21 protein-coding genes are annotated in these 25,412 nt (G+C 52.4%); 4 read left to right on the top strand and 17 right to left on the bottom strand.

Going from position 1 to position 25,412, the window contains the following annotated elements:
• The 15 genes from JRI95_04445 to JRI95_04515 all read right to left on the bottom strand — a co-directional run.
• Nucleotides 1-552: hypothetical protein (locus tag JRI95_04445; protein MBW2060795.1), on the bottom strand; the 552-nt coding region annotated here is incomplete at its 3' end.
• Nucleotides 553-558: 6 nt separating this feature from the next.
• Entirely contained in the window at nt 559-762 is a 204-nt protein-coding gene (locus JRI95_04450) for a molybdopterin-dependent oxidoreductase (GenBank protein ID MBW2060796.1), read from the bottom strand.
• 197 nt (nt 763-959) lie between these two features.
• A complete protein-coding gene (locus tag JRI95_04455; protein MBW2060797.1) occupies nt 960-4,010 on the bottom strand; it encodes an FAD-dependent oxidoreductase in 3,051 nt (1,016 codons plus the stop codon).
• Nucleotides 4,010-4,420, bottom strand: a complete 411-nt coding sequence (locus tag JRI95_04460; GenBank protein MBW2060798.1) for a (2Fe-2S) ferredoxin domain-containing protein — start codon at nt 4,418-4,420, stop codon at nt 4,010-4,012. The genes JRI95_04455 and JRI95_04460 overlap by 1 nt, the downstream gene beginning before the upstream one ends.
• Nucleotides 4,421-4,886: 466 nt before the next feature.
• A complete protein-coding gene (locus JRI95_04465; protein MBW2060799.1) occupies nt 4,887-5,384 on the bottom strand; it encodes an NAD(P)H-dependent oxidoreductase subunit E in 498 nt (165 codons plus the stop codon).
• A gap of 129 nt (nt 5,385-5,513) precedes the next feature.
• Nucleotides 5,514-6,215: a class I SAM-dependent methyltransferase gene (locus JRI95_04470; protein ID MBW2060800.1), complete on the bottom strand. Its 702-nt coding sequence runs from the start codon at nt 6,213-6,215 to the stop codon at nt 5,514-5,516.
• Nucleotides 6,202-7,464 (bottom strand): glycosyltransferase family 4 protein, encoded by a 1,263-nt coding sequence (locus JRI95_04475; protein ID MBW2060801.1) that lies wholly within the window; start codon nt 7,462-7,464, stop codon nt 6,202-6,204. The genes JRI95_04470 and JRI95_04475 overlap by 14 nt, the downstream gene beginning before the upstream one ends.
• Nucleotides 7,440-8,741, bottom strand: a complete 1,302-nt coding sequence (locus JRI95_04480) for a glycosyltransferase family 4 protein (GenBank protein MBW2060802.1) — start codon at nt 8,739-8,741, stop codon at nt 7,440-7,442. The genes JRI95_04475 and JRI95_04480 overlap by 25 nt, the downstream gene beginning before the upstream one ends.
• A gap of 13 nt (nt 8,742-8,754) precedes the next feature.
• Nucleotides 8,755-8,970 carry a hypothetical protein gene (locus JRI95_04485; protein MBW2060803.1) on the bottom strand — a complete coding sequence of 72 codons (216 nt, stop codon included), beginning with the start codon at nt 8,968-8,970 and terminating at the stop codon, nt 8,755-8,757.
• A gap of 42 nt (nt 8,971-9,012) precedes the next feature.
• Entirely contained in the window at nt 9,013-9,819 is an 807-nt protein-coding gene (locus tag JRI95_04490) for a class I SAM-dependent methyltransferase (protein MBW2060804.1), read from the bottom strand.
• A 279-nt stretch (nt 9,820-10,098) separates the two neighbouring features.
• Complete coding sequence (locus tag JRI95_04495; GenBank protein MBW2060805.1) at nt 10,099-11,028, bottom strand: methylenetetrahydrofolate reductase; 930 nt, start codon at nt 11,026-11,028, stop codon at nt 10,099-10,101.
• The gene (locus JRI95_04500) at nt 11,025-11,693 is read right to left on the bottom strand and encodes a methylenetetrahydrofolate reductase C-terminal domain-containing protein (GenBank protein ID MBW2060806.1); all 669 of its coding nucleotides are present in this window, start codon (nt 11,691-11,693) and stop codon (nt 11,025-11,027) included. Before JRI95_04500 ends, JRI95_04495 begins: the two co-directional genes overlap by 4 nt.
• A gap of 22 nt (nt 11,694-11,715) precedes the next feature.
• Nucleotides 11,716-12,144 (bottom strand): hydrogenase iron-sulfur subunit, encoded by a 429-nt coding sequence (locus tag JRI95_04505; GenBank protein ID MBW2060807.1) that lies wholly within the window; start codon nt 12,142-12,144, stop codon nt 11,716-11,718.
• Between the two features lie 24 nt (nt 12,145-12,168).
• Nucleotides 12,169-16,608: an FAD-dependent oxidoreductase gene (locus tag JRI95_04510; GenBank protein ID MBW2060808.1), complete on the bottom strand. Its 4,440-nt coding sequence runs from the start codon at nt 16,606-16,608 to the stop codon at nt 12,169-12,171.
• A gap of 206 nt (nt 16,609-16,814) precedes the next feature.
• Nucleotides 16,815-18,581, bottom strand: a complete 1,767-nt coding sequence (locus tag JRI95_04515; GenBank protein ID MBW2060809.1) for a formate--tetrahydrofolate ligase — start codon at nt 18,579-18,581, stop codon at nt 16,815-16,817.
• 696 nt (nt 18,582-19,277) lie between these two features.
• On the opposite strand from JRI95_04515, the gene JRI95_04520 reads away from it, so the two are divergent.
• From JRI95_04520 to JRI95_04535, 4 genes are all read left to right on the top strand, one after another.
• Nucleotides 19,278-20,129, top strand: coding sequence for a sulfide/dihydroorotate dehydrogenase-like FAD/NAD-binding protein (locus tag JRI95_04520; protein ID MBW2060810.1), 852 nt, complete (start codon nt 19,278-19,280; stop codon nt 20,127-20,129).
• A 31-nt stretch (nt 20,130-20,160) separates the two neighbouring features.
• Nucleotides 20,161-21,561, top strand: a complete 1,401-nt coding sequence (gene gltA / locus JRI95_04525) for an NADPH-dependent glutamate synthase (GenBank protein MBW2060811.1) — start codon at nt 20,161-20,163, stop codon at nt 21,559-21,561.
• A 66-nt stretch (nt 21,562-21,627) separates the two neighbouring features.
• Nucleotides 21,628-22,398, top strand: coding sequence for a GTP cyclohydrolase I FolE2 (locus JRI95_04530; protein ID MBW2060812.1), 771 nt, complete (start codon nt 21,628-21,630; stop codon nt 22,396-22,398).
• 101 nt (nt 22,399-22,499) lie between these two features.
• Nucleotides 22,500-23,789, top strand: coding sequence for an IMP cyclohydrolase (locus JRI95_04535; protein MBW2060813.1), 1,290 nt, complete (start codon nt 22,500-22,502; stop codon nt 23,787-23,789).
• 32 nt (nt 23,790-23,821) lie between these two features.
• Here JRI95_04535 and cysC read toward each other — a convergent pair whose 3' ends face one another.
• Both cysC and recO read right to left on the bottom strand, forming a co-directional pair.
• Nucleotides 23,822-24,424 (bottom strand): adenylyl-sulfate kinase, encoded by a 603-nt coding sequence (gene cysC / locus JRI95_04540; protein ID MBW2060814.1) that lies wholly within the window; start codon nt 24,422-24,424, stop codon nt 23,822-23,824.
• 30 nt (nt 24,425-24,454) lie between these two features.
• A complete protein-coding gene (gene recO / locus JRI95_04545; GenBank protein MBW2060815.1) occupies nt 24,455-25,240 on the bottom strand; it encodes a DNA repair protein RecO in 786 nt (261 codons plus the stop codon).
• Between the last annotated feature and the right edge of the window lie 172 nt (nt 25,241-25,412).

The raw sequence follows: 25,412 nt of genomic DNA on the forward strand, positions 1-25,412 counted from the left end.
GACCGGCCGCACTTCTAAATGCCCGGTTTTCATATTCCGAAAGGCGCGCTCGACTTGGGCCAGGTCCTTGTAACGGTCGTGTATGGTGTCCATATCCGCGGCCTCATCAGGCAGGTCGGTCTTGATGACATAGCAGCCGTCAAGTTCGGCGATTTCCGCAAATTTAAGCAAGCTCACGCAGCGCTTGGCCGGACAGCGTTTTTCGAGGATGTGAGCCTCATATTCATCCCGAAAGTATCTGAGCGTGGAGAGGACAGGCTTGGGGCCGGTCTGGCCCAGACCGCAGAGGGCGGCGTCTTTAATTTGCCCGCTCAGTTCTTCAAGGGCAGAGAGGTCTTCCGGCTCGCCGCGACCCTCTCGGCCCAGAGGGCTTTGATCAGTTGAACTTCCTGCCCGTTTTTGACAGGCAGATAGAAGGAACTCCACGGTTGCAATGGATTTTCCGGGCCAATCACCATTAATTTTGTTCCATTTTCCAGGACAGACCTGCGCATAAGGGATGAAACGACCGGCTGGCTCTTGTATGGATCTCCGCTGACGACAATGAGACAATCACAATCAGGGATCAGCATTGGAACATCGGCTTGAGACCAGACCAAAAATGCCCTCGCCCCTGGTGTCTTTTACCAGGGAATTCATTTTTTCGGCCAGAAAGTCCAGGGTGGTTTCCCAGGTTTCTTTCGCCCATTTACCATCGGTTCCTCGGATCAAGGGCTTGACCAGCCGGATGCCGTTACTTTTCAGGGGTTTGAATCTGCGCATATAGCAGAGTTATCCGCGATCCGGCCTTGATGGGTCCGTCCGAAGCTTCCCTTCTATCTTGACGATGGCTTTATTATGAACGGTCATGCCGGTTGGGCGCATCAATCCGCGCTAAGGGCGGAAAGACTCAAATGATCTCTCCCGGACATTAGGGAAGGTTATTAAGACTCGATATTTAACAGTCAAAGTTGAATGTATTAAGCTTCTTCTTCCTCTGAAAGATCACACCTGAGGCAGCGACAGGCCTCAGCCAGAGCTGCCTCTTTAGAGAAACCGAGTTCCACCTCGCTGAAATCTCGGACTCTCTCGGCTGCAGAGGTTTCGGGCATGATCTCTCGAAGCCTGTCTGGAATCTCTTCAAGGACTTTTGGGATTTCAATCTCTTCCTGAGGAGGCGGGATGTAGGCCGGCTCGCCATTGTTTTCCCGAATGGCTGTATCGATCTCAACCGCTGCCTTTTGTCCCGCGGCAATCGCTCCAATTACCGTGTCAGGACCGGTGACCACGTCTCCTCCGGCGAATATCATGGCTTCACTCGCTCGTGCCCGCATGCCTGCTTCGATTTTCACGAAGCTTCTCTTTGAGACATTGATGTCCCCATTCTGAGTGGCAAAGGCCAGATCAGTGGCCTGCCCAATGGCCACGATCACCTGATCCGCATCCACCGTTAGGAAATCATCCTCCAGAGGCACAGGCCTTCTTCTTCCGCTGGCGTCGAATTCACCAAGTGACATTCTCTGGCAAACGACCTTCCCCACATGACTATTGTCACCTGTAAAGCGCAGGGGATTTACCAGGAACTCGATGTTCACGCCTTCATCCTCAGCCGCCTTGATCTCCTCTTCCTGAGCAGGCATATCCGGCCTTAGTCTTCGATAAAGAATAGTAACTTCCTCGGCCCCAAGTCTTAAGGCGGAGCGTGAGGCGTCAACAGCCGAATTGCCGCCTCCGATGACCGCGACCCGCTTCCCCACTGTGGGCTTCTCTCCCATGTTAAGTTCGCGCAGGAATTCCACGGCTCCGTCCACGCCTTTAAGCTCCTCTCCTTCCACTCCCAGACTGGTGCTCTGAGGGGCGCCTGTCGCCAGGTAAATAACATCGAAATCCTTTCGGAGGTTATTCCAGGAGATGTCCTGGCCAACTTTGGTCTTGCATCGGAGTTCGACACCCAGGCTCAGGATGTCGTCAATCTCTTCCTGAAGGATATCTCTGGGAAGCCGGTATTCTGGAATTCCCCAGCGAAGCATCCCGCCGGCTTGGGAAAGTTCTTCAAAAACTGTTACGGCATATCCTCTCAGGGCCAGCTCCCGGGCGGCCGTCAGACCCGACGGGCCCCCGCCGATGACGGCGATCTTTTGCTGTCGCGTCACCGGTACCTTCTCTAGCGTGGGTTTCTGGCCATTGTCTGTAATGAAGCGTTTGAGGTACTTGATGCTGATCGCTTGATCCAGCGCGCCTCGCCTGCATTTGGATTCGCATCGGTGGTTGCAGACCCGGCCGCATACGGAGGGGAAGGGGTTGGTTTTCAAAAGGACTTTATAGGCGTCATTTAACCTCTCGGCGCGCACCAGGGCTACGTAACTGGAGATATCCATCTCCACAGGGCAGGCGTGTTGACAGGGCGTCTTGAAAAGGCTGGAACACACCACGGCCGGACATCGTTTTTCATAAATATGGGCTTCGTACTCATTCCGGAAATACCTGAGCGTGGAAAGGACTGGATTGGGCGCTGTCTGGCCAAGGCCGCAAAGGGCGGAGTTTAAAATCTGTGCGCTAAGCTCCTCCAGGGTGGTCAGGTCTTCCGGCTCGCCGCGACCCTCACAGATTTTTTCCAAAATTTCAAGCATGCGCTTGGTTCCCTCGCGGCAGGGTGGACATTTTCCACAGGATTCGTCCTGAACGAATTCCATGAAGAAGCGGGCCATATCCACCATACAGGTGTCCTCGTCCATGACGATCATCCCGCCTGAACCCATGATGGCCCCCAGTTTAGTTATTGATTCATAGTCCACAGGGGCATTAAGATGCTGGATCGGAATGCACCCCCCGGAAGGACCGCCTAGCTGGACCGCCTTGAATCGTTTCCCATTGGGAATCCCGCCGCCAATATCATAAATAATGGTCCCGACGGTGGTCCCCATAGGCACCTCCACCAGGCCATTATTATTAACATCACCAGTCAAGGCAAATACCTTGGTTCCCTTGCTCGTTTCCGTCCCAATAGAGGCATACCATGCTGAACCTTGAAGGATAATCCTGGGGATGTTGGCGTATGTTTCGACGTTGCTATTGATGGTAGGATGGCCAAATATACCTGATTCCGCCGGAAAGGGCGGCCTCGGCCGCGGCATGCCTCGTTTACCTTCGATGGAGGCTATCAAGGCTGTTTCTTCGCCGCAGACAAAGGCCCCGGCGCCCTGGTAAACCTCCAGGCCAAACTCAAAGCCGGAGCCCAATATATCTTTGCCCAGGAGCCCGTACTCGGTTGCCTGTTCGATGGCGATATTAAGGTTTCTCACAGCCAGGGGGTATTCTGCCCGGCAGTAAATATATCCATAATGGGCGTTAATGGCCTTGGCGGCAATGATCATGCCTTCCAGGATGACATGGGGATCAGACTCCAGGACCGAGCGGTCCATGAAAGCCCCGGGGTCCCCTTCGTCTGCGTTACAGATCATATACTTGAGCCGGCCATTGGACCCTGCCCCAAGTTCTAGTTTCCGGCCGGTAGGGAAACCAGCTCCGCCACGGCCCCGGAGGCCTGAAGCCTTTACTTCTTCAATAATTTCTTGAGGCGCCATTTCTAAAAGCGCCTTGGCCGCGCCCAGATAACCGTCCCGGGCAATATACTCATCTATTTTCTCTGCGTTGATCAGGCCCTTGTTACGCAGGACCACAATACGCTGGTTGGCGAAGAAGGGAAGCTCCAGCATCTCGGGGATTTTTTCTTTTTTATCGGGTTCCCGGTAAAACAGCCTTTCAACCGGCCGGCCTTTTTGGAAATGTTCGCTGACTAATTCAGGGACATCATCAACTGTCAAATTTTGGTAAAGCACCTTTTCAGGGTAAACGCTCATGAACGGCCCGGCGGCGCAATAACCAATACAGCCGGTTTCTCCAACCTCGACTACATCAGCCAGCCCCTTGTTTTTCAGTTCAGCCTCCAGCGCCGCTTTAACCTCCAAACTCCCTGAGGAAATACATCCAGTGCCTGTGCATATCAAAGCATGGGAACGAAAAGTCTTCATCAACTATCTCCTAATTCTTTCTCCGATCGGTTTGAGTGCTCACTGCCTTTGGCCATTACAAATTCGTCTTGGACCTCTCCTTCCAGAATATGGCGTCTAAAAATCTGACGCATCTTGTTTGGCTCCACAAAGTGATAACGGATGGGCTCCTGATTCAACAGCTCAACCGTGACGATAGGTTCTTCACTGCACAAACCTATACAGCCCGAGGTAGTGACCGTAATGTCCTTACGATCGCACTGACTGACCTCGTCCATCAATGCTTCCATTACCTGGCGCGCACCGGAGGCGATGCCACAGGTGCCCATATGAACCGTGATCTTAGCCGTGGCCCCTCCTTCACGTAAAGCGGTGTCTTTAAGGACCTGATCTTTAATTTTTTTTAAATCTTCCAATTTTAACTTGGCCATGTTAAGCACTCCTCCATAGATCTCAAAGCTCCGTTCAGATCGGCCCTAACTTGGCCAATCCTTCCTAGAGGTTTTCACGTAAAAATCTAATCACTTCAGGATGACTCAGAAGCACGCCTTCCAAGGCGGCCTTAATCTCCCGAGTATAAAGAATAAAAACGTTCGAGCCGACCTTCTGCGTATACAAAAAATCAACCTCCGCATGCCCCACAATCAGACCAGATATATTGGCTGTGTTGACTACCTGGATATTGATTAGATCGGTCAGAAGGAGGTTGCCTGATTTGACAAAGGTCAGAACCTAGCTCATGAGGTCTGTGCATTCAATATGTTCTACCGTCTGATCGAGATGATCCTCACTGGCCAGGACTTCGGCATCCAGAATCTCAACAACCTGGCGGAGGTTCACACCGCCTTCCGGATTAGACTCATGCATACAGGCTAGTATCGTCCCCCGAATTAAGATTTATTCATATCGGTTAACAACATCCATGATTTTGTTCGAGGTCATGCCGCGGTGGCTTTCGCCATCGATCATGGTCACTGGAGCAAGACTACACGCCCCCAAGCAGCGAACAGCCTCTAAAGTAAACCTTCTGTCCTCAGTTGTTTCCCCGACCTTGATATTAAGTTTATGCTCCAGGCGGTTCAGTGTCTGGTTGGCCCCTTTGACAAAACAGGCCGTCCCTAAACAGACACGGATGATATGGCGTCCCCGAGGCACCATCGTAAAAAAGGAGTAAAAAGTCACCACGCCAAAGACGTCGCTCCCGGCAATTCCGAGTCCTTTGGCCAGATAATCCTGAATATAGGCTGGCAGATAACCACAGACTTCCTGGGTGGCCTGAAGGGCAGGAATAAGCGAACCCCGAGAACCTTTAAGCCGGGCGATTATCTCGTCAACCTTATTCAACATTTCATCCGTGATGTCGTCCGGCCTTGTATTAAAAATTGTTCGGTCCATGCTCGTAACTCCCTGAGAATGACAATCAATCGTATATGCTGATAACATAAAACCCGCGGCGGGGCAAGGCTTTTTAGGATAGAAGGCAAGGCCCTTGAGAGGCCGAATTGGATTAAGCAAAATAAAAGCCTAAAAAGGCTTTTGCGTGTAAACAACCATGCTTTTGGGGAAAAAGTGGTTGCAGGATTTCTCCCAGTGCTTGAGCTGATCGTTCAGAACGACCTGGTGAAGGAAGCGATGGTATAGCTTGGGAATCTTGGCCTCTTCATTGTCCAATCCGGAGAGGCACCTCAGGACCCAGTAAAAACTGTGAAAAGCATGGGCAAAGGTAATGGCGTAAATTTTTAGCCCGCTGGAGGTGAGAAGACGGAAGAGCTGTTGGGGACGGTAGATCCTGATATGCCCTCCCGGCGTGCGAAAATACTTCCAGGAAAGCCGCTTGTATACATGTTCCGTAAACGGCGTTGGCACGGTCACCGCCATCACGCCTCCTGGTTTCAGCACCCGAAACAGTTCAGAGACCACATGCCGATCATCGGGAATATGCTCCATGACCTCGGCGCAGATGATCCTGTCAAAAGTAGCGTTGGGGAAAGGGAGCTGAAGAGTGTCTCCCTGGATGAACAGGGCCGGGCCGTTCGCCTCGCCGTTTTTAACCATTTCCCGAAATACATATTGGGCCTTACTCACGCATTGATGATCAAAATCCAGGCCAAAAACTTTACAGCCGGCTTTGTTCAGGGCGAAGCTGTGCCGACCTTCTCCGCATCCGGCGTCCAGGATAAGATCACCCTCCGAAGGCTTCAATTGTTTAAAGTCAACGGTAAGCACTCGCAACCTCTTGATAGACCTGCACCAATTGCTTGGTTGACTTTTCCCAGCTGAAGTCGTTCAGAATCCTCTGCCGCGCTGCCTTGCCCATTTCCTGGCACTTAGCCGGATCCTTGAGCAGGTCACCGATGGCCTCGGCCAGGCGCTCCGAGTTTCTGGGCGGAACCAGGTAGCCGCTCTTTTTATTGGTCCCAACTACTTCAGGCAGGGCTCCAGCAGTGGTGGCCACGACCGGCAGCTCACAGGCCATGGCCTCGGCAGCAGGAAATCCAAAGCCCTCATAGAGAGAAGGCACGACCGCCACCTGTGCGGAAGAATACCATCTAACCAGCTCTTCCTGGTCAACCTGACCGGTAATGTGGATACGATCCCCGAGTTCATAGCGCTGGATCAGGTCCTGACTCGAAACTCGAGGCGGAGTCCCGCCATTAACGACGATCAGATGGACGTTCCGGTCCAGGAGAGGCATGGCTTTGAGCACATACTCCAGGCCCTTCTTCGGGTCGGCCAAATTGCCTACGAATATTATCCGGTTGGGAAACTTCTCGACCTCAGGGATAGGACGAAATATTGAAGCGTCAAGACCGTTGTAAACCACTCGAATCTTTTTCTCGTCAACCCCGAAATCCTTTTGAATCTGGACGGCTGAATCTCTGGAGACCGTAATGATGCCATCGAGGCGATTGGCCACAATCCGCTGCATGACCAAGGGGTAGTAAAGCATACGCTTGATCATCGTCCTCAAAGAGTGCGGTTGTTCGAACCAGATTTTGCGGTCAATGGACAGGGGATGATGGATTGTGGAAATTATAGGGATACCAAAATTTTTCATCAAAAGGAAGCCATAGCCCAGGCACTGGTTATCGTGGATGATATCATACCTTTCCCGTTTCAGTATTTCCCGAAGGCGGAAGTAGGCTCTAAAACTAAAAGCCCGGATCTCAGGGAAGACACCTATTCTGGAAGCGGTATACTCATACAGGTGAAGAGGATTTAAAAGGTCCCGGAGCGAGGATCGCTTCAATATTTCCGAGGACTTGGACCCAAAGTAGATGTTGTTTGCGATCTGATCCACCCGGGCCCCATCCATGGATATCGGGTAAGGAGGACCGATAAGCGCGTGAACCTCGTGACCTAGCTTCCTCAATTCCTGAGCCAGATACTGGATGTAGATTCCCTGTCCCCCGCAGTAAGGGTTGCCACGATAACTCAAAAGGCAAATTTTCAATTTATCTTTGTGGTCATGCATCGTGATGTTCCTTTCGGAAAAGCCGCGGTTCGTCGAGCCGTTTGATGATGGATCAGATTCTGATAGACCTGAACCGTATTTTTAGCGGTTCGTTCCCAGCTAAATAGGCGCTCGACGCGTTTGCGGGCGCGCTGACCAAGCGCCTTGGAAAAATCCGGTTCAGAGATGACTTTGTGAATCGCCTCGGCCAAAGCTCGCGAGTCCTTTGGAGGAACCAACAACCCTCCTTCCTGGTCATCTCCAACCACCTCTGGCAGGGACCCGGTTCGGGTGGTGACAACCGATGTCCCGCAGGCCATCGCCTCTGCCACAGGAAGCCCGAAGCCTTCAAACAGAGAAGGCATCACCAGCACCTGAGTCCGGCGATACCGCTCGATCAGCTCGGCTTCAGTCAATCTTCCTGTAAATGTGACCCGGCCTTCAAGGCTCATGGACCTGACCAGACCGGGAGCATAATGCTTGTCCGGTTCGCCCTTATCTACCACTGTCAGGCTCACTCTAGATGGCAGTTCAGGCATCGCCTCTAAAAGATAACGGAATCCCTTTCGCGGGTCCTCAGCGTTGCCTACGAAGAGGATGTCATCAGGATTCCGCTCCACCGAGGGGTCTGGTGAAAATGTATGCGCATTTACGCCCGTGTAAACGAGGTGAACCTTTTTGGGTTTCACACGGAAAGCTTCTTTCAGCTTTTTCAGACCAACATGAGAAGAGGTGATCATGCCGTCAATCCGGCGGGCCACCATCCCTTGCATCAAGAGAGGGTAAAAAACCGTGTTGTGATATTGTTCCCGCCAGGAAGACGCTCGTGGTAAAAATGCAGCCAGGTCGCGGATGAGCGGATGGTGTATCGTTGAAACGGCAGGAACCCCGTGTGCTCGGGCTAACAGGAGTCCAAATCCCAGTGTTTCGACATCATGAATCACATCAAAAGACCTGGCCCGGTGGAGTTCTTTGAATTTCAAAGCCGCCCTGAGACTGAAGGCCAAAGGCTCTGGGCAGTAACCCGTTCGGCTGGCCACATATTCAAAGAGGTTCAGTGGAGTTAATAAATCTTTCAGGTCGTGTAAAAGAAGTAATTTCTTTATCTTGATGCCCCAGACATGCTTATTGGGCAGCTTGATTACTCGCACCCCAGGCATGGGGTTCGGGTACGGAGGGCCGACGAGCATTGTCACCTCATGTCCCTGTTTTACCAGAGCCTGGCTTAAATTGTACAGATAAATTCCCTGCCCGCCACAGTAAGGATTTCCGCGATAACATTGCAAACAAATGTTCATGGCCGGCGCCGGATTATTCTTCCTGAAGGTCTGCTTGGGGTTCAACCTGAATGGTGAGCAACGTCCAGCCGATCCAAAAACCAAGCCCGAGGAGCCACAAAAATCCGATGGCCACGGGTATAGCGAGGGCCCACCAATTTCTGGCGAAAACACCAATGAGAAATAAAAGAGCGGCAAAGAATGTGCCTAAACAAAGGGCCAATCCTTGAATACGCGAGTACTTATTCATTATCTTCACTCCAATCGTCTAAGCATTTCTTTCGGATTTGGACTAAGTCTCAAAGGATTTTTCACCACCCATAGAGACTCGCTCAATACGAACCACCAGCACGTCAGCCAGGTTGGGACATTTGTGGGCTATCCGGTCCATGGTTTGCAAGATCCTCTTGGCCGTCTTCTCGGGCAGGGACTTTAAGAATCTTCCCCATTTGGGGAAACCCCAAAACAAAGAGATCCCAAAATCCCGATCAATTCGGACATCCCGCGGGAGTATATTCAGGAGGAAAGAACGGTTGAACTTATAGGTGTGATCCTCAGGTTTGTCCCACATGTGAGAGCCTGAAATTCTTTTATCTCTGATAACCTTGTAGATTCGATCATATAACTTCGCGATTCTAAACCCCAGGTTATTGAAGTTGGCGACGGCGATAATTACTCGTCCGTCTGGCTTGAGGACCCTGATCATCTCACGCAAGGCTTGGCCAGGATCGTAAAAGTGATCAATGGCTCCCTTGCAGAAAATTTTATCAAAGCTCTGGTCAGCATAGGGAAGGTTTTCCGCGCTGCCACAAACCAGTCTGAGAGGAACGCCTCTTTTCGAGAAATTTGTTGCAGCCCTGCCTATCATAATATGTGAGCCATCGAATCCGAAGAGGGTTGCCCCTTTGGGTTCTAAAGAAAGCAGGTCCAAGGCGCGGCCGCATCCGATGTCCAGGATCCATTCGCCAGGGCGGGGGTCAACTGTCTCCAGAGTCTCACAGGTCATCCGGTCAATAAGATAATCCGTGTCTGGATTTATTGTGTCAGGAATAACCCCTTCATCGTCCCATTGCTGGTCTATCTGTTCCTGTGTGACCATGGAAATGTTTTCCATTACAAGACATGGTTATCAAAAAAAAGGGATGTTGAACGTATTAAATAAGGCCGAAGGCATATACTTCCTCTTTTGGGATTGTATAAACTATCTCACCATAATACAACCTACTCCCAAAATTCAAGACCCCTTAAAACAGAATTCGGGATTTTAATCTATGGCCTTAATTTTTCCAGCCATTGAGACGAAAAGGGAACTCGGATGTCGCCAATCTCCTGGGCGTAGAAAAGTCGCCCTTTCATCCCGATGGGCCCCTATTCCTTATTAAACCGTCGGCCGAGGCAGTAACCCGGCCGCTTCCACGATCTCAGGAACCTTTTCTTCCCATTCAATGGCCATCAGATGCACACCGGCCACGCCGGGAATTTCTTTGAGCTCTTGAATCTGATCCAAGGCGATCTTTATGCCTTCTTGGGCCTGGCTCCCCTTTTCTGCACCTCGAAGGCGGCTGATGACCTCTTCCGGAACGTCCATGCCAGGAACGGACCTTTGCATGTATCGAGCCATACCAACTGACTTCATGGGCGTGATTCCAGCCAGGATATAAACCTTTTCCGTTAGACCCATGTCATAGGCCTGCTTCATGTACTCCCTGAATTTATCCATGTTGTAAATACACTGGGTCTGGACGAAATCAACACCTGCCGCAATCTTCATGGCTAGACGGTGAACCCTGAACTCAAATGGGTCGGCAAAAGGGTTTACCGCCGCCCCGATAAACAGCCTCGGCTCGGTTCCTTCCTCCATCTCCTGGCCGGAAATCAACTTTCGCTCATCCCTCATCATCTTCACCGTCTGGATGAGCTGGATGGAATCCAGGTCAAAGACATTTTTGGATTCAGGATGGTCGCCGAATTTCTGGTGGTCGCCGGACAGACAGAGCATATTCCGGATACCCAGAGAGGTTGCGCCCAAAATGTCGGACTGGATGGCAATGCGATTGCGGTCCCGACAGACCATTTGCATGTTGGCCTCAATGCCTTCCTGCTGTAAGATCAGGCATCCGGCCAGACTGGACATCCTGACCACACTGGTCTGATTGTCGGTCACGTTTACCGCGTCCACATGATTTTTAAGATACTTCGCTTTCTCCCGAACGACCTCAGCATTCGAACTGCGCGGCGGACCGCATTCCCCGGTTATGACAAACTGGCCGGCGTTAAGAAGCTTTTCCAGGTTACTGTCTGATTTCATAATTTCAAGTCCTCCCTCACGATTTTGCGAGGACCGCCGTCACGGCTTGTGGTCCAATTCTTGAGGGGCTTAACTTGTGTAAGTTGATTCAGCTTGCCCTGCTTCATGAGCTTGGTCACGATCAGGTGCCAGACGCAGTCAATCTCCTTATCAACCTCACACTTGCCATCTGCCGATCCTCCGCAGGGGCCGTTGAGAAGGCTCTTGGAACAGCGGGCGATAGGGCAGTAACCGCCGAAAAGGTGAACCTTGCAATCTCCACAGGCCTGGCAGTATTCGGCCCATATACCATGCTCCATGGATCCGCCCATGAAACAAGTATTAAGGGCCGGATAGACCTGGGCCTCAGGAAAACGTTCGGAAATAAACTGCGGGCCAATACTGCAAGCCATAGATAAAATGAGGTCGTAATTTGGCACCTGTTCATCGAGTGCCTCGATGTACTCCGGATCACATTGACGCTCCAACGTCAATTCGTCCACCTCAAGAGGGTTATTGTCCTTTAACCTGGCAAGGCGGAGGGTAGAAGCCAGAATGCCAACTTCTTTGCTCCCACCGGCGTTACAGACCGTGACGCAGCCTTTGCAACCCACGATGAGAATCTTTTTCGCATCCTTGATCATTTCAATAATTTCATCAAGCGGTTTTCTCTCTCCTACAATCATGGCCTTCCTCTATGTATAACTCTCAGGCTGCCTGGGCCTTGGTTCTTGCAAACGGACTAGGTCCCAGCTCTTTAATTTTGGCGGTGAATTCTTCAGCTACCTGCGCGAAACGTGGTCCGTCGGCCGTAGACATGTTATACATCGCAACCCGCTCCGGTTCCACACCCATGCTTTCCAACACCGTCTGTACGTATTCCACTCTCTTACGAGCTTTGATATTCCCGTTGATATAGTGACAGTCGCCTTCTATGCAGCCAGCCACGTACACCCCATCAGCTCCGTCTTCAAGAGCCTTAAGCAGGTGCAGGATGTCCACCCGACCCGTACAGGGCACGAGGATGATCTTGACATTGGGCGAATACTGCAGTCTCATCGAACCTGCCAGGTCCGCAGCAGCATAAGCTCAGTACTGACAGCAGTAAGCGATTATTTTCGGTTCAAACGCAGCCATACTTCTTACCTCATCTCAATAGTCTTAAGCGATTAAAGCCTTCGTCTTGGCCAGCAGTTGCTCGTCCGTGAAGTGCTGAAGGCTGATGGCTTTACCCGGGCACTCGGAGACACAGGCGCCGCAGCCCTGACAGATTGCCGGCTCAATAACGGCATGGCCTTCTTCGCCAATATGGGGAACGCCAAAAGGACAGGTCCGAACACAGGTCAGGCAGACGGCGCATTTGTCCGGATCAACCACAGCCACAACACCGCCAACGCTTATCGAATCCTTGGCTAAAATCGTTGTGGCCCTGGCGGCCGCGGCCCGAGCCTGCGCAATGGACTCCTCGATTGGCTTGGGATAATGGGCCAGACCGGCCAGGAACATACCTTCATTGGTAAGGTCCACCGGCCGGAGCTTCATATGAGCCTCCAGAAAAAAGCCCTCGGCATTCAGGGAAATTTTATAAACCTCGGAAATCGCCTCACCTTCGTTGGGCAGGATGGCCGTGGCCAGGCATAAGATATCGCAGCTGATCTCAAGCGGTCGGCCTAAAATGGGGTCGGCCACCAAAACCTTGAGTTTGTCCGGACTGACGGCCTCGACCTTGGGTTTGTCCTCGAGATCGTAACGGATGAAAACGACACCCAGTTTGCGGGCCTCGCGGTAAAGCGACTCCCGGAAACCATAGGTCCTGATGTCGCGGTAAAGGATGTAAACTGAGGTTTCAGGGTTTGTCTCTTTGATTTTGATGGCGCTCTGCACGGAGTGACTGCAGCAGACCTTGGAACAGTAAGGCCGTTCCGGCTCCCGTGAACCGACGCACTGGATAAAGGCCACGGTCTCGGCCTCTTTGATGATTTCGGACCCTGCTGCCATGAGTTCATCCATCTCCAGAGCCGTCAAAACGCGGTCATGCCGACCGTATAGATATTCATCGGGTTTCAGCGGTGTTCCGCCGGTTGAGACGATGACCGTCCCGTGGGGAATGCTGACCGTTTTTTCCGGGGTCTTGATTTCGGAGACAAAGTTACCCAGGAATCCGTCACACTTGGTAATCTCTGAGTTAAAGTAAATGTTTATCAATTCAGACGACTCAACCTTGTCAATCAAGCTGAGGGTGTAGGACTTGATGTCTTCGCCGCGCCAGGTTTGGTTGAGTTTGAGGGCGTTGCCGCCCAGGTGGTCGCTTTTCTCAACCAGATGGACCGGAAATCCTTGCTCAGCCATGGCCATGGCCGCGGTCATCCCGGCTACACCCCCGCCAACGATGACGGCTTCTTTGGTCAGACCTAGTTCGGTCTGGTGCAGGGGCTCGAGTAAGGCGACCTTGGCCACCGCGCCGCGGACCAGGTCTTTGGCCTTCTGAGTGGCCTTTTCCGGATCGTCACGATGCACCCAGGAGTCTTGATCCCTGATGTTGGCCATTTCAAAGAGGTATTTATTCAGACCCGCCTGGGCCAGAGTCTCCCTAAACATCGGTTCATGGGTACGGGTCGAGCAGGAGGCCACGACGACGCGGTTGAGGTTGTGTTCGACCACGGCCTGTTGAATTTTGCCTTGGGTGTCCTGGGAACAGGTGAAAAGGTTATGATCCGCCAGCTCGACAAAAGGCAGCGTGCTGGCATATTCAGTCACAGCAGGCACGTCCACTACCCCGCCGATATTAATGCCGCAATGGCAGACGAAGACACCGATCCGGGGAGCTTGGCCAGATACGTCCTGCTCCGGGGGGTACTCGATCGTCTTGGTTTGGGTGAAACGAATTTCGGACAGTTCTGATGTGGCGGCGCTGGCCGCGGCCGACGCTTCCATGACCGAGATGGGAATGTCCTTCGGTTCGCTGATGGCGCCGCAGACGTATATTCCCGGCCTGGAGGTCGCCACCGGCTCAAAGGAGGAAGTCATGACGAAACCGTCTTCGGTTAAATCAACCCCAAGCCGCTCGGCCAGTGCGGTGAATTCGGCGGTAGGCTCCAGGCCAACTGAGAGGACAACCATGTCAAACTCTTCGGTCTTACCCGCCCCGCTTTCGTCCACATAGCGAATAACGAGGTTTTCCTCGGGTGTCTGCTCCACGGTATGGACTCGGCAGCGAACGAAATGGATGCCTTCCTCCTTGGCCCGTTCGTAATATTTTTCAAAATCTTTGCCATAGGTGCGCATATCCATGAAAAAAATGGTGGTGTCCAATTCTTGGACCGAGTGCTCCTTGGCGATCATGGCCTCTTTGATGGCGTACATACAGCAAACGGCTGAGCAGTATGGCCGATCACATGTATTGATATCCCGTGAGCCGATACACTGGAGCCAGGCAATTTTCTTCGGCTCCTTGTTGTCCGACGGCCTGATTAGATGCCCCTGATACGGCCCCGAAGCGGACAGGATCCGTTCAAACTCCATCGAAGAAAGTACGTTCGGGCTGGCGGCATACTGGTAGGTTTGAAAGCGAGCGGGGTCAAAGGCGTCAAACCCGGCGGCCAGAATCACGGAACCGATATCCATTTCGATGACTTCATCCTGCATCAGGTGCGTTTCAAGAGTCACCGCATCGGCTTCGCAGGCCGCAATACATTGATGACACTCACAGCATATCCCGCAGGCCAGACATCGCCCCGCCTCAAGCTGACCCTGCTCAGGATCAAAGCCAAGCTCGATCTCATCAAAGGTTGTTTTCCGTTGCTTAAGTGAAATCTTAGGCATTTCAAGGCGGGACCTTTTCTCGTTATCCGTTGGTATGTCCCGCCAGTTTTTATCGTCCAGGCTTCGGTCAATGGGTTTACGCCCGGCGGTTAAATCTTCACCCCTGAGGTAACGATCAATAGATATGGCCGCCTCCTTGCCACCGGCGACGGCTTCAATGGCCGAAGCAGGGCCGGTCTGCATGTCACCGGCTGCAAAGACACCGCTCCGACCGGTGGCCAGGCTGACAGGGTCAACCTCCACAGTTCCTCCCCGGGTGAAGGTCAGTCCGTCAACATTGGTCAAGGCGTCAACAATCGGCGCCTGACCAATAGCCACGATAACCGTGTCTGCGTCAATGGTCTCGATCCTGGTCTCGTCATACTCCGGGGCAAATCGGCCTTCAGCGTCAAATACCTGGGTCACGGCCTTGAGCTCTATCCCGGTGACGCGGCCGTCTTCCACCAGAAAACGACGGGGACCCCAGGAATGGAGGAAGCTGATCCCTTCTTCCGCAGCCTCTTCAAGCTCCCACTCCCAGGAAGGCATTTCATCGGCCGATTCCAGGGAAACCATGGTCACCTCTTTATCTCCCAGACGAAGGGCGCATCGAGCCGCATCCACGGCCACGTTGCCTCCGCCGATGACCGCCACTTTTTTGCCAAGCGGCGGCGCCTGACCCAGATTGACGTCCTTCAGAAAAGACATGGCCGGATGGATGCCTTCGGCATCCTCGCCTTCGACGTTTAGACTCCGGCTTCCATGAGCGCCCATGGCAAGAAAGAAGGCCTTATAGCCTTGAGCCTCCAGATTCTCGAGACTCAGGTCAGGTCCAAGCGGCGTGTCGTACCTGATCTCAACCCCCAGCCGGGTGATAGCCTCAACCTCCCGGTCCAGGACCTCCGGCGGCAGCCGATAATCAGGAATACCGACGCGCAGCATCCCGCCAGGCACCGAATTGGCCTCAAAAATGGTTGATTTGTAACCTTTTTTGGCCAGATGAAAGGCCGCAGCGAGTCCAGCCGGGCCGGCTCCGATGATGGCCACCTTCTCCGATTTTTCTTCCTCACAGGAAGTCTCGACCTCCATAATATCGGCCTGATCGGCCGCCAGACGCTTGAGAGCCCGGATGGCCACAGGCCGGTCAACTTCAGAGCGCCGACAGACCTCCTCGCAAGGATGAAAACAAATACGCCCCAGGACCCCTGGCAGAGGTAAAACCTCCATGATGACTTCCAGGGCTTCCTTGAAGCGCCCTTCCTTCACCAGAGAGACATACCCGTGAGCGTTGACGTTCGCAGGGCAGGTTATGGTACACGGCGAGGGGTCAAGCTTCTGAATGGCAAAAGCATTCGGATAGGCTTGAGCATAAGGCTTAAAAGTGGCTCTGTCCATGTCAAGCCCCATGTTAAACAGGCTGGGCACCTCGATCGGACAGGCCGAGGCGCATTCTCCGCACCCGGTGCATTTTTCCAGGTCAATATACCGGGCCTTTTTCAGAACCTTGGCCTTCATGTTCCCAGATGCGCCCTTCACATCAAGCAACTCCGCACAGGTATGAACCTCTATATTGATGTGCCCGCCGACTTCGTTGAGTTTGGGCGAGATGATACACATGGAACAATCGTTGGTTGGAAAGGTCTTGTCCAACTGGGCCATACGTCCGCCGATAGCCGGTGTTTTTTCAACCAGGTGAACGTAATAGCCCATCTCCGCCAGGTCCAGGGAGGCCTGAATCCCGGCGATACCGCCGCCAACAACCATCACCGTGCCTATTTTGTCTATATTTATATCTGACATAGTTCTGACCTTTATCTGTAACAAGTTACGCAAAAAACCCTATTTATATATCGGAATAAAAGGACCATGTCAAAGGTTTAGAGAGTAATCTTCAAGATTCTTAATATGGGAAGCCGTTAAAACCAGGGTGTCCATAAGAAAATCCGGAGGGACCGTTAGGCACCCTCCGGAGTTAGATTTCCATCATGCACTGTCCGCTTTGATAACTAGAAGAGCCCTTTGACTTTTCCGCTCACGGTGTCAACGTCAACACGTTTAAAAGCCGGATCCGAGGCCGTGCCAGGCATGAGGCTGATCGCACCGGCCACCGGTACGATAAAACCGGCTCCGCCGTATATCAGGATGTCTCGGATTCTGAGGTTCCATCCCTTGGGCACTCCCTTCACAGACGGGTTGTCCGTCAGGGAGAGGTGAGTCTTGACCATGCAGGTCCCAAGCCCGGAGAGCTCGGAATCCTTTTCTATCCGCTCCGCCTTCTGCAGCGCTTCAGGCGTATATTCTACACCGTCCGCGCCGTAGACCTCGACCGCGATCTTCTCGATGCGCTGACGCAGAGGCATATCAAGCTCATAGAGCAGCTTGAATTCATTTTCTTCCTCGCAGGCGTCAACGACGGCATCGGCAAACTCCAGAGCCCCGTCACTGCCTTTAAGCCAGTGGCTGGAAACGGGCGCCCGGGCCCCGGCCTGTTCAGCCAGACGGCGTACCATGGCAATCTCGGCTTCAGTGTCAGTGTAAAAGGAGTTGATGCAAACCACAGGATTGATCCCGGCCTTCTTAACGGTCTTAACATGGTGAACCAGGTTTTCGCATCCCTTTTCAACCCATTCCACGTTTTCATCCTCGTACTCTTTTGGCATAGGCCGGCCCGGAATGGGAATAGGCGCACCGCCGTGGCACTTGAGGGCGCGAATGGTGGCTACAATAACGGCGCAGTGAGGCTTGAGGCCTGAAAAACGGCATTTCAAGTTCCAGAATTTCTCAAATCCAATGTCCGCACCAAAACCGGATTCAGTGATATGGTAGTCGGCCAGCTTCAATGCGACCCGGTCAGCAATAATCGAGCTCTGTCCAATAGCGATATTGGCGAAGGGCCCGGCATGAACAAAGACCGGTTGACCTTCAAGGCTTTGAAGCAGGTTCGGGTTGATAGCTTCGACCATCCAGGCGGTCATGGCGCCGGCAACCTGAAGGTCTTCTGTGGTGATTGGTTTGCCGCTCTTATCATAGGCCACCACGATCCGGCCCATGCGTTCGCGCATGTCCTTCAGGTCCGTGGCTACAGCCAGGATGGCCATAACTTCCGAACTGACCGCGATACCGAATTTGGAAGGCATCAGAAAACCATCCATCCTCCCGCCAATACCGATTACAATGTTGCGCAAGGCCTGGGCGCAGAAATCCATAATCCAGCCCATCTCCACATTTTTAGGGTCTATGTTGAGCCGTGAGCCCATGTTTCGTCTCGCCATGGTCTCGTCATCATAGTTGAACTCGTGCTGAATGCGCGATGTCACCGCGACCATGGCGAGGTTGTGGGTGTTCATGATGGCGTTGATATCGCCGGTGAGTCCCAGGGAGAATGGTGTGAGAGGGATACACTGGGCCATACCGCCACCGGCCGCCGAGCCCTTGATGTTCATAGTCGGACCGCCGGAAGGCTGACGAATGGCGGCCATGACGTTTTGGCCGCGTTTGCCCATACCCTGAACCAGGCCCATGGTTGAAGTGGACTTACCTTCTCCCAAGGGCGTTGGAGTGATGGCCGTGACATCAATGTATTTTCCATCCGGCTTATCCTTCAGCCTTTCCAGGACCTTAGCAAAATCAACCTTGGCCACGTAATGGCCATGGGGGAGCAACTCCTCCTTTTCGAGACCCATCTCTTCCCCGAGCTGGTAAACAGTTTTCATTGTTTCTTCAATCGCTTCCGCTATCTGCCAATCTTCCATTTTGGTGGGATCTAGAGCCATACCGTCTCCTCCTTAAAGTCATGCTTTTTTTTTACAATATAACCTTTTTAAGCTAGCCTTCTGAAGACAGAGGCTGCGGCAGCTTAATCAGGTTGGAAATTCCTTTTGCTATGTTATGAGATTTCAACCTTGACCGAGGTGATTTGTGAAAATAAATTTTCGAACAAACCTCAGCAGGCCAACACTTGTGAAAAATGTCATTACCACAGAAAAGTATAGCCAGTCAAGCGATTTAACTCAGAAAAATAAACTTTTTCGAAAAAACAAAGCATAAGATTAAATAAAAAATGATAAGGGGCCAGAATCGGGGGTCGAAATTAGCCCGCCTTGTCTTGTGGTCGCCCTGGACTTGAAGCCTATGTGGCCGCAGTTTCCTGATCAGAGCTAGAGAAGATGAAACGACTGCGTTAAGGTTGTACAGACCATGTCATTGGGCGCTGGGCCTTGGTCAGACATCTGCGTCTTATTTGGTCCGAACACATTATTAGCTATTATTTTTACCAGCTATAACCAAGCTCCATATTTTACTCTATAGAGAGCACTCCCCTTGTTTTAAAAAGGATTCCGGGATATATAACCAGTGAGGTATTTCCCTTTGACTCCGTCATTTTTTTCTGCTATTAAACCTATTCTTACAGAATTATCCTTGACCGAGTTGAAGCTCAGATCCAACTTGATCAGAATGTAGAGGACTTTATGTTCAAAATACTGGAAAGAGAAGAAATGGCCCAGGGCACTGTGGTTAAAAACGTTGTTGAGGCGCCTAAGGTGGCGGCCAGGGCCAAACCGGGTCAATTTGTCATTCTTAAGGCCAACGAGACCGGAGAGCGTATACCGCTGACTATGGCTGACACGGACCTGGAAAAAGGCACCATCACCATTATTTATCAGGTCGTGGGTAAGTCCACTGCTTTGTTCAAAACGATGCAGGTCGGTGAAGGCTATCAGGACTTGCTCGGACCTCTCGGTCGGCCAACCCACATCGAGAAGCGCGACGGCCTGGTCATCTGCATCGGTGGCGGAACCGGGACGGCCGTAGTGCATCCCATAACCAAGGCTTTCAAGGAAAGAGGTAATGAAGTCGTGGCCATCATCGGTTCGCGCACCAAGGATTTGCTCATTCTGGAAGACGAGATGACTGCGGCCTCCAGTGAGATCAGAGTCTGCACCGACGATGGGTCTTACGGCCACCACGGTTTTGTGACCGAAGTGCTTGAGGAGTACCTTAAAGGAGATAGAAAAATAAGTCTGGTCGTCGCCGCCGGCCCGGTGCCGATGATGAAGTTCGTTTCAAAGATGACCAAGGAATACGATGTCCAGACCATGGTCAGTCTTAATTCCATAATGATTGATGGCACCGGTATGTGCGGCGGCTGTCGCGTTTCAGTTGATGGGAAAACACGTTTCACCTGCGTCGAAGGCCCGGAGTTTGACGGGCACCAGGTTGACTTCGACGAACTGATGCAGCGCCTGTCCGCTTACCAGGAAATGGAAAAAGTGGCCATGGAAAAATTTGAACACGATTGCAAAATTGGTCTGAAAAGGTAATAGTTTTCATCCGGATGCGGAGATAGAAAAGATGGCAGAAAAAAAAGAAAAGATTCCCCGGCAGCATATGCCGGAACAAGAGCCCCAGGTTAGGCGTAGTAATTTTGACGAGGTTCCCCTTGGATATTCGCCTGAGACGGCCCAGCTTGAGGCCAGCCGGTGCCTTCAGTGCAAGAGACCATCCTGTATAAGCGGTTGTCCGGTCGAGATTGATATTCCCGGTTTTATCCGTTTAATCAAGGAAGGCGACTTCAGCGGCGCTATCGCCAAGCTCAAGGAGAAGACGGCTTTGCCAGCGGTTTGCGGACGAGTCTGCCCTCAGGAAGTCCAATGCGAGCTTGTGTGCGTCCTGGGCAAAAAGGAAGAGCCCGTGGCTATTGGTCGTTTGGAGAGGTTTGCCGCTGACATGGCTCGGGAGAAAGGCGACAAGACGTTGCCTCCGGTTGCCGACAAGACCGGAAAGAAGGCGGTGGTGGTAGGTTCTGGACCGGCCGGGGTGACGGTGGCCGGAGATTTGATCCTCAAAGGCCACGATGTAACTATTTTTGAGGCTTTCCACAAAGCCGGTGGAGTGCTTGTTTATGGTATTCCCGAATTCAGGCTGCCCAAGGCCATTGTTCAGGATGAGATGGACTCTTTGGCCGAGTTAGGCGTCAAGTTTGAACTGAATCAGGTCGTGGGCCGTACCATCACAGTGGACGAGCTTTTAGAAGAATACGATGCGGTTTTCATTAGCGTGGGCGCCGGGTTACCCCGTTTCTTGGGCGTCCCGGGCGAAAATCTCATCGGTATTTATTCGGCCAATGAGTATCTGACCCGTTCCAATCTCATGAAGGCCTATCTCTTTCCAGAATACGATACACCTATTGTTCGAGGTAAAGACGTTTGCGTACTCGGAGCGGGCAACGTGGCCATGGACTCGGCCCGCACAGCACTGAGACTGGGCGCGGAAAGAGTAAGGATCGTTTACCGTCGGTCGCGTGAGGAAATGCCTGCCCGGGCTGAAGAGATTCACCATGGAGAAGAGGAGGGCGTGGAGTTCTATCTCCTGTCGAACCCGGTCGAGTTTATTGGTAACGAAAACGGCCGGGTCAAGGCCATGGATTGCATTAAGATGGAACTGGGTGAGCCGGATGAATCCGGCCGGCGGCGTCCTATTCCGATTAAAGGCTCCAACTTTATCCTGGAGACCGATCTGGTGGTTATTGCCGTGGGTGCTGGCGCCAACCCATTGATCACGTCCGCAACTCCAGGCCTGGAAGTCAACAAATGGGGCTATATCCTGGCTGAACCGGAGACAGGCAAGACCAAGAAATCCAGGGTCTGGGCGGGCGGCGATATCGTTACCGGGCAGGCCACGGTTATTTTAGCCATGGGCGCCGGAAGAATAGCGTCCAACTCCATTCATCAATATCTTACCTGGGGTTGGTGATCCCGATTTATAAGGGAAAGGGAGGGGCCTGCCCCTTCCTTTACGGATTTAAGAATGCGCGAAGAAATAGTAGACGTACAAAACCAGAGAGATCACCGAAACATCGAGGTTGACAAGGTCGGTGTAAAGAATATCCGCTACCCTATTACCGTCCTCGATAAGGCCAAAGGCAAACAGCGGACCGTGGCGAGCATAGATATGTACGTCAACCTGCCTCGCCAGTACAAAGGCACTCACATGTCCCGCTTCATTGAGATTTTGTCCGAGTACTGCGACGAGATCTCCTTGAGGAGTTTGAGGATTATCCTTGAGGAGATGAATCGGCGTTTGAACGCCAAATCAGCACACCTGAAGCTGACCTTCCCCTACTTCATTGAAAAAAAGGCCCCGGTGAGCGGCACGGCCAGCCTGATGGAGTATCAGTGTTCTTTCAACGGGTCCCTGAATCATGAGAGCCTGGATATCATTATCGAACTTGGAGTGCCCATCACCACGCTCTGCCCGTGCTCCAAGGAAATCAGTGAGGTGGGGGCTCATAATCAGCGGGGTGAAGTGCGGGTGGCCGTTCGCTTTAATAAGTTTTTATGGATTGAGGATATCATTCGCCTGGTGGAAACCTCTGCCTCTGCCGAGGTCTTTTCCTTACTTAAACGAAATGATGAAAAGCTGCTCACTGAAACGGCCTACAGAAACCCCATGTTCGTGGAAGATGTGGTGCGCGAGATTGCCCAAAAATTGAACAACGATAGGAATATCACCTGGTTTTCGGTCGGGGCGGAAACCTTCGAGTCCATTCACAATCATAACGCTTACGCCTTTATCGAACGTCGGAAATAAGCTTTTTAAAAGATAAGGCTGTCTTCAATTAACAGAAGGAGCTTTTTAAAAAAAGTCCCCCTCTGAAAGCACGACATTTTCTTAAATTAGGAGCAGACCAAATGAGTGACCTTAAGACCGCGTACCGGCGCCTGATGGATGACCACTTCCCTGATGAGATGAAGATCACCTTGGGCGAAACGACCCTTATTTACAGGAAACAGACGTGGAAAATTGAGGATGAGCAAGGGAATTTGGTGGAAAAAGGCTTGCGCTACGGCGAAAATCCCGGCCAGGAGGCCGCTCTGTACCGGCTGGTCAATGGCAACCTGACCCTTGGAGAAATTGAGTTCATTGGCCCGGGCAGGGAACTGGTCAGCGGCCTGGACGCGGACGCCATGCTCCAGTTTGGCAAACATCCTGGCAAGATCAACCTGACCGACGTGGATAGCGCCTTGGGCATCCTTCGCTATCTGACCAAACGGCCCACAGCAGTAATTGTCAAGCATAACAACCCTTGCGGTGTGGCCAGTGCCGCCAGTCTGGCTGAGGCTTATGCTAAGGCCAACACGGCCGACCGAGTAGCCGCCTTTGGAGGAGCCGCCAGCTTTAACCGGGCCATAGACAAGGAGACCGCTAAACTGCTTCAGAATAACTACCTGGAGGTGGTGGTCGCCCCGGAATATGAAGAAGGGGTTCTTGACATTCTAACTAAAAAAAAGGACCTGCGCATCATCCGGATCAAGGCTTTAGACCGCCTTGAGGATTACACCTTGACTCGTTTTCTGGACTTCAAGAGTCTTATGGACGGCGGTCTGATCGTCCAGCAATCGGCTGTCAATACCATTCTGTCCAAAGAAGACTTCCAGCCTGCGGTGGCCGAATACCAGGGCCGGACCTATAAGCCGGTGCGCGAGCCGACCGACCGTGAATACGATGACCTCGTTTTCGGCTGGGCCGTGGAACAGGGCGTGACTTCTAACTCCGTACTTTACATCAAGGACCAGGTTACCGTGGGCATCGGCACGGGTGAGCAGGACCGGGTCGGGGTGGCGGAGATCGCCATTTTCAAGGCTTACTCCAAATACGCTGACGCTCTTTGCTTCAAACTTCACGGCCGGTCTTATAAAGAACTGACTCTGGACGTGGCTGAAGGCAAGGCCGATAAAGAATTGCAGGATCAGATTGATAATGAAACCAAGGCCAATAAAGCCGGATTACCCGGCGCCGTCATGATCTCAGACGCCTTCTTCCCCTTTAGAGACGGTGTGGACGTGGCCATTAAAGAAGGCATTTCAGGCATCGCTCACCCGGGCGGCTCTGTCAGAGACTGGGAATCAATCGAGGCCGCCAACCAGGCCGACCCGCCCGTGGCCATGGTCTTTACCGGCCAGCGGGCCTTCAAGCATTAAAGGCAGAAAAAACGCCGCACCATAACGCAGGACTATAAATATCCCAATTCAGTGAGTCGTTTTTTAATGACCTCGGCTTCCGCTTCTGAGTAGTCTTCACCGGGGATGGCCGGGATGCGACCCAGAATTTCCAAGGTGCGGATGATCCGCGCCAGGCCATCCTCAGGGCTTTCCTCGTGCGTGCGAACCACCACTTCAGGGTTTTCAGGGACTTCATACGGGTCGTCTATGCCGGTGAAATGCTTGATTTCACCGGCCAGGGCCTTACGGTACAGGCCTTTGGGGTCCCTTTCCACACAGATTTCTAACGGACAATCAAGAAAGACCTCGATAAAATTACCAATCTCCGCCCGAACCTCATCCCGGACGCTTTGATAGGGGGATATGGCGGCTACAATAACAGCCACGCCATTGCGGGCCAGGAGATGGGCGACAAAGCCGATGCGCCGAATGTTGGTGTCCCGGTCCTCCCTGGAGAAACCCAGACCCTTGCTTAAATTTTTTCGAATGATATCGCCATCTAAGATTTCCACAAGCAAGCCCCGCTCCAGGAGAGTCTCCTGAAGAAGCTTGCTCAGGGTGGTCTTGCCTGAGGCGCTCAATCCGGTAAACCAGACACAGAAACCCTTACCCATCTAACGCTCCTTCACTGTCTTTCATTTTTGCTATTTGCTGGAAGCTGGCTTGAATAACGGGCGATTTTTTTCCAGCTGGTCCATGAACTGAACCGATTTAAGCTCCCGGCCAAGGGTATAGGTAATATAAGCGCGTAAAAAGAGTTCGGTTTCCTCCAGAACCCGGGCGGACACCCTGACCCGGTTGATTTTTTCCAGTTCCAGTATCAGGGCCAGGTCCATGAGTTTAAGAGTCCCCATGGAGACGGGAAATCCAGATGGGCTGCAGTCCTGGCAGACGACCCCTCCATGCTCAGGTTTCATGGCCAGGGGCTGTCCCTCATGGGTTGATCGGCCGCAGAGCGGGCAGGCTGAAACATTGGGCCCAAAGCCTGTCTGGTTGAGGAATCGAAGCTTAAAAATGAAGGCATCTTCTTGCGGCCGCACTCCCGCATCAAGGCGATCCAGGAACCAAATTAGAAGATCAAAGACCATTGGAGCCGGATCAAGAGGAGCGCAGAAAGCATCCACAAGTTCCAGGGCGTAGCTGGCCAGGGCTAGCCGGTTCAAATCCTGAGCCACGGCTTCAAAACTCCTGACCAACTCGCCTCTATCCAGCCTCACCAGATCCCGCCCTGGGGAAGCGGTGAATTCCAACTTTACAAGGGCCAGGGAGGACAGGATGTTTCCGAAACGCTTGCGGCTCTTGCGGCCGTGTTTGGCCAAACCACCTATCTTACCTTGCTCCCGGGTAAAAAAAGTTACGATCAGATCGGCTTCACCGTAGTTGGTCCGACCCAGCACCATGGCCGGGAGTCTGTACTGGCCTTTTTCCATACTATTTTTTTTTATCTCTGGCAGGCGTTTTCAAGGGAACGCTTCCGCTTCACTTACTTCAAAAACTTCAGCCCAGGATTTTTCGCTCGTGGGACTCTGTGCCTGTCAGGAAAGATTCTAGGAAACGCCAGGGTCTGGCGCGTCTTATCAAAAAGATTTGGCTGAATTGCTG

The sequence above is a fragment of the Deltaproteobacteria bacterium genome (assembly GCA_019308995.1).
GTDB lineage: Bacteria > Desulfobacterota > Desulfarculia > Adiutricales > JAFDHD01 > JAFDHD01.

Bases quoted from the DNA above. Each gene is read 5' to 3' on its own strand.
- JRI95_04450 (MBW2060796.1), bottom strand. From the start codon at position 762: ATGCGCAGATTCAAACCCCTGAAAAGTAACGGCATCCGGCTGGTCAAG.
- JRI95_04455 (MBW2060797.1), bottom strand. From the start codon at position 4,010: ATGAAGACTTTTCGTTCCCATGCTTTGATATGCACAGGCACTGGATGT.
- JRI95_04460 (MBW2060798.1), bottom strand. From the start codon at position 4,420: ATGGCCAAGTTAAAATTGGAAGATTTAAAAAAAATTAAAGATCAGGTC.
- JRI95_04465 (MBW2060799.1), bottom strand. From the start codon at position 5,384: ATGGACCGAACAATTTTTAATACAAGGCCGGACGACATCACGGATGAA.
- JRI95_04475 (MBW2060801.1), bottom strand. From the start codon at position 7,464: ATGCATGACCACAAAGATAAATTGAAAATTTGCCTTTTGAGTTATCGT.
- JRI95_04480 (MBW2060802.1), bottom strand. From the start codon at position 8,741: ATGAACATTTGTTTGCAATGTTATCGCGGAAATCCTTACTGTGGCGGG.
- JRI95_04485 (MBW2060803.1), bottom strand. From the start codon at position 8,970: ATGAATAAGTACTCGCGTATTCAAGGATTGGCCCTTTGTTTAGGCACA.
- JRI95_04490 (MBW2060804.1), bottom strand. From the start codon at position 9,819: ATGGTCACACAGGAACAGATAGACCAGCAATGGGACGATGAAGGGGTT.
- JRI95_04495 (MBW2060805.1), bottom strand. From the start codon at position 11,028: ATGAAATCAGACAGTAACCTGGAAAAGCTTCTTAACGCCGGCCAGTTT.
- JRI95_04500 (MBW2060806.1), bottom strand. From the start codon at position 11,693: ATGATTGTAGGAGAGAGAAAACCGCTTGATGAAATTATTGAAATGATC.
- JRI95_04510 (MBW2060808.1), bottom strand. From the start codon at position 16,608: ATGTCAGATATAAATATAGACAAAATAGGCACGGTGATGGTTGTTGGC.
- JRI95_04515 (MBW2060809.1), bottom strand. From the start codon at position 18,581: ATGGCTCTAGATCCCACCAAAATGGAAGATTGGCAGATAGCGGAAGCG.
- JRI95_04520 (MBW2060810.1), top strand. From the start codon at position 19,278: ATGTTCAAAATACTGGAAAGAGAAGAAATGGCCCAGGGCACTGTGGTT.
- gltA (MBW2060811.1), top strand. From the start codon at position 20,161: ATGGCAGAAAAAAAAGAAAAGATTCCCCGGCAGCATATGCCGGAACAA.
- JRI95_04535 (MBW2060813.1), top strand. From the start codon at position 22,500: ATGAGTGACCTTAAGACCGCGTACCGGCGCCTGATGGATGACCACTTC.
- cysC (MBW2060814.1), bottom strand. From the start codon at position 24,424: ATGGGTAAGGGTTTCTGTGTCTGGTTTACCGGATTGAGCGCCTCAGGC.
- recO (MBW2060815.1), bottom strand. From the start codon at position 25,240: ATGGAAAAAGGCCAGTACAGACTCCCGGCCATGGTGCTGGGTCGGACC.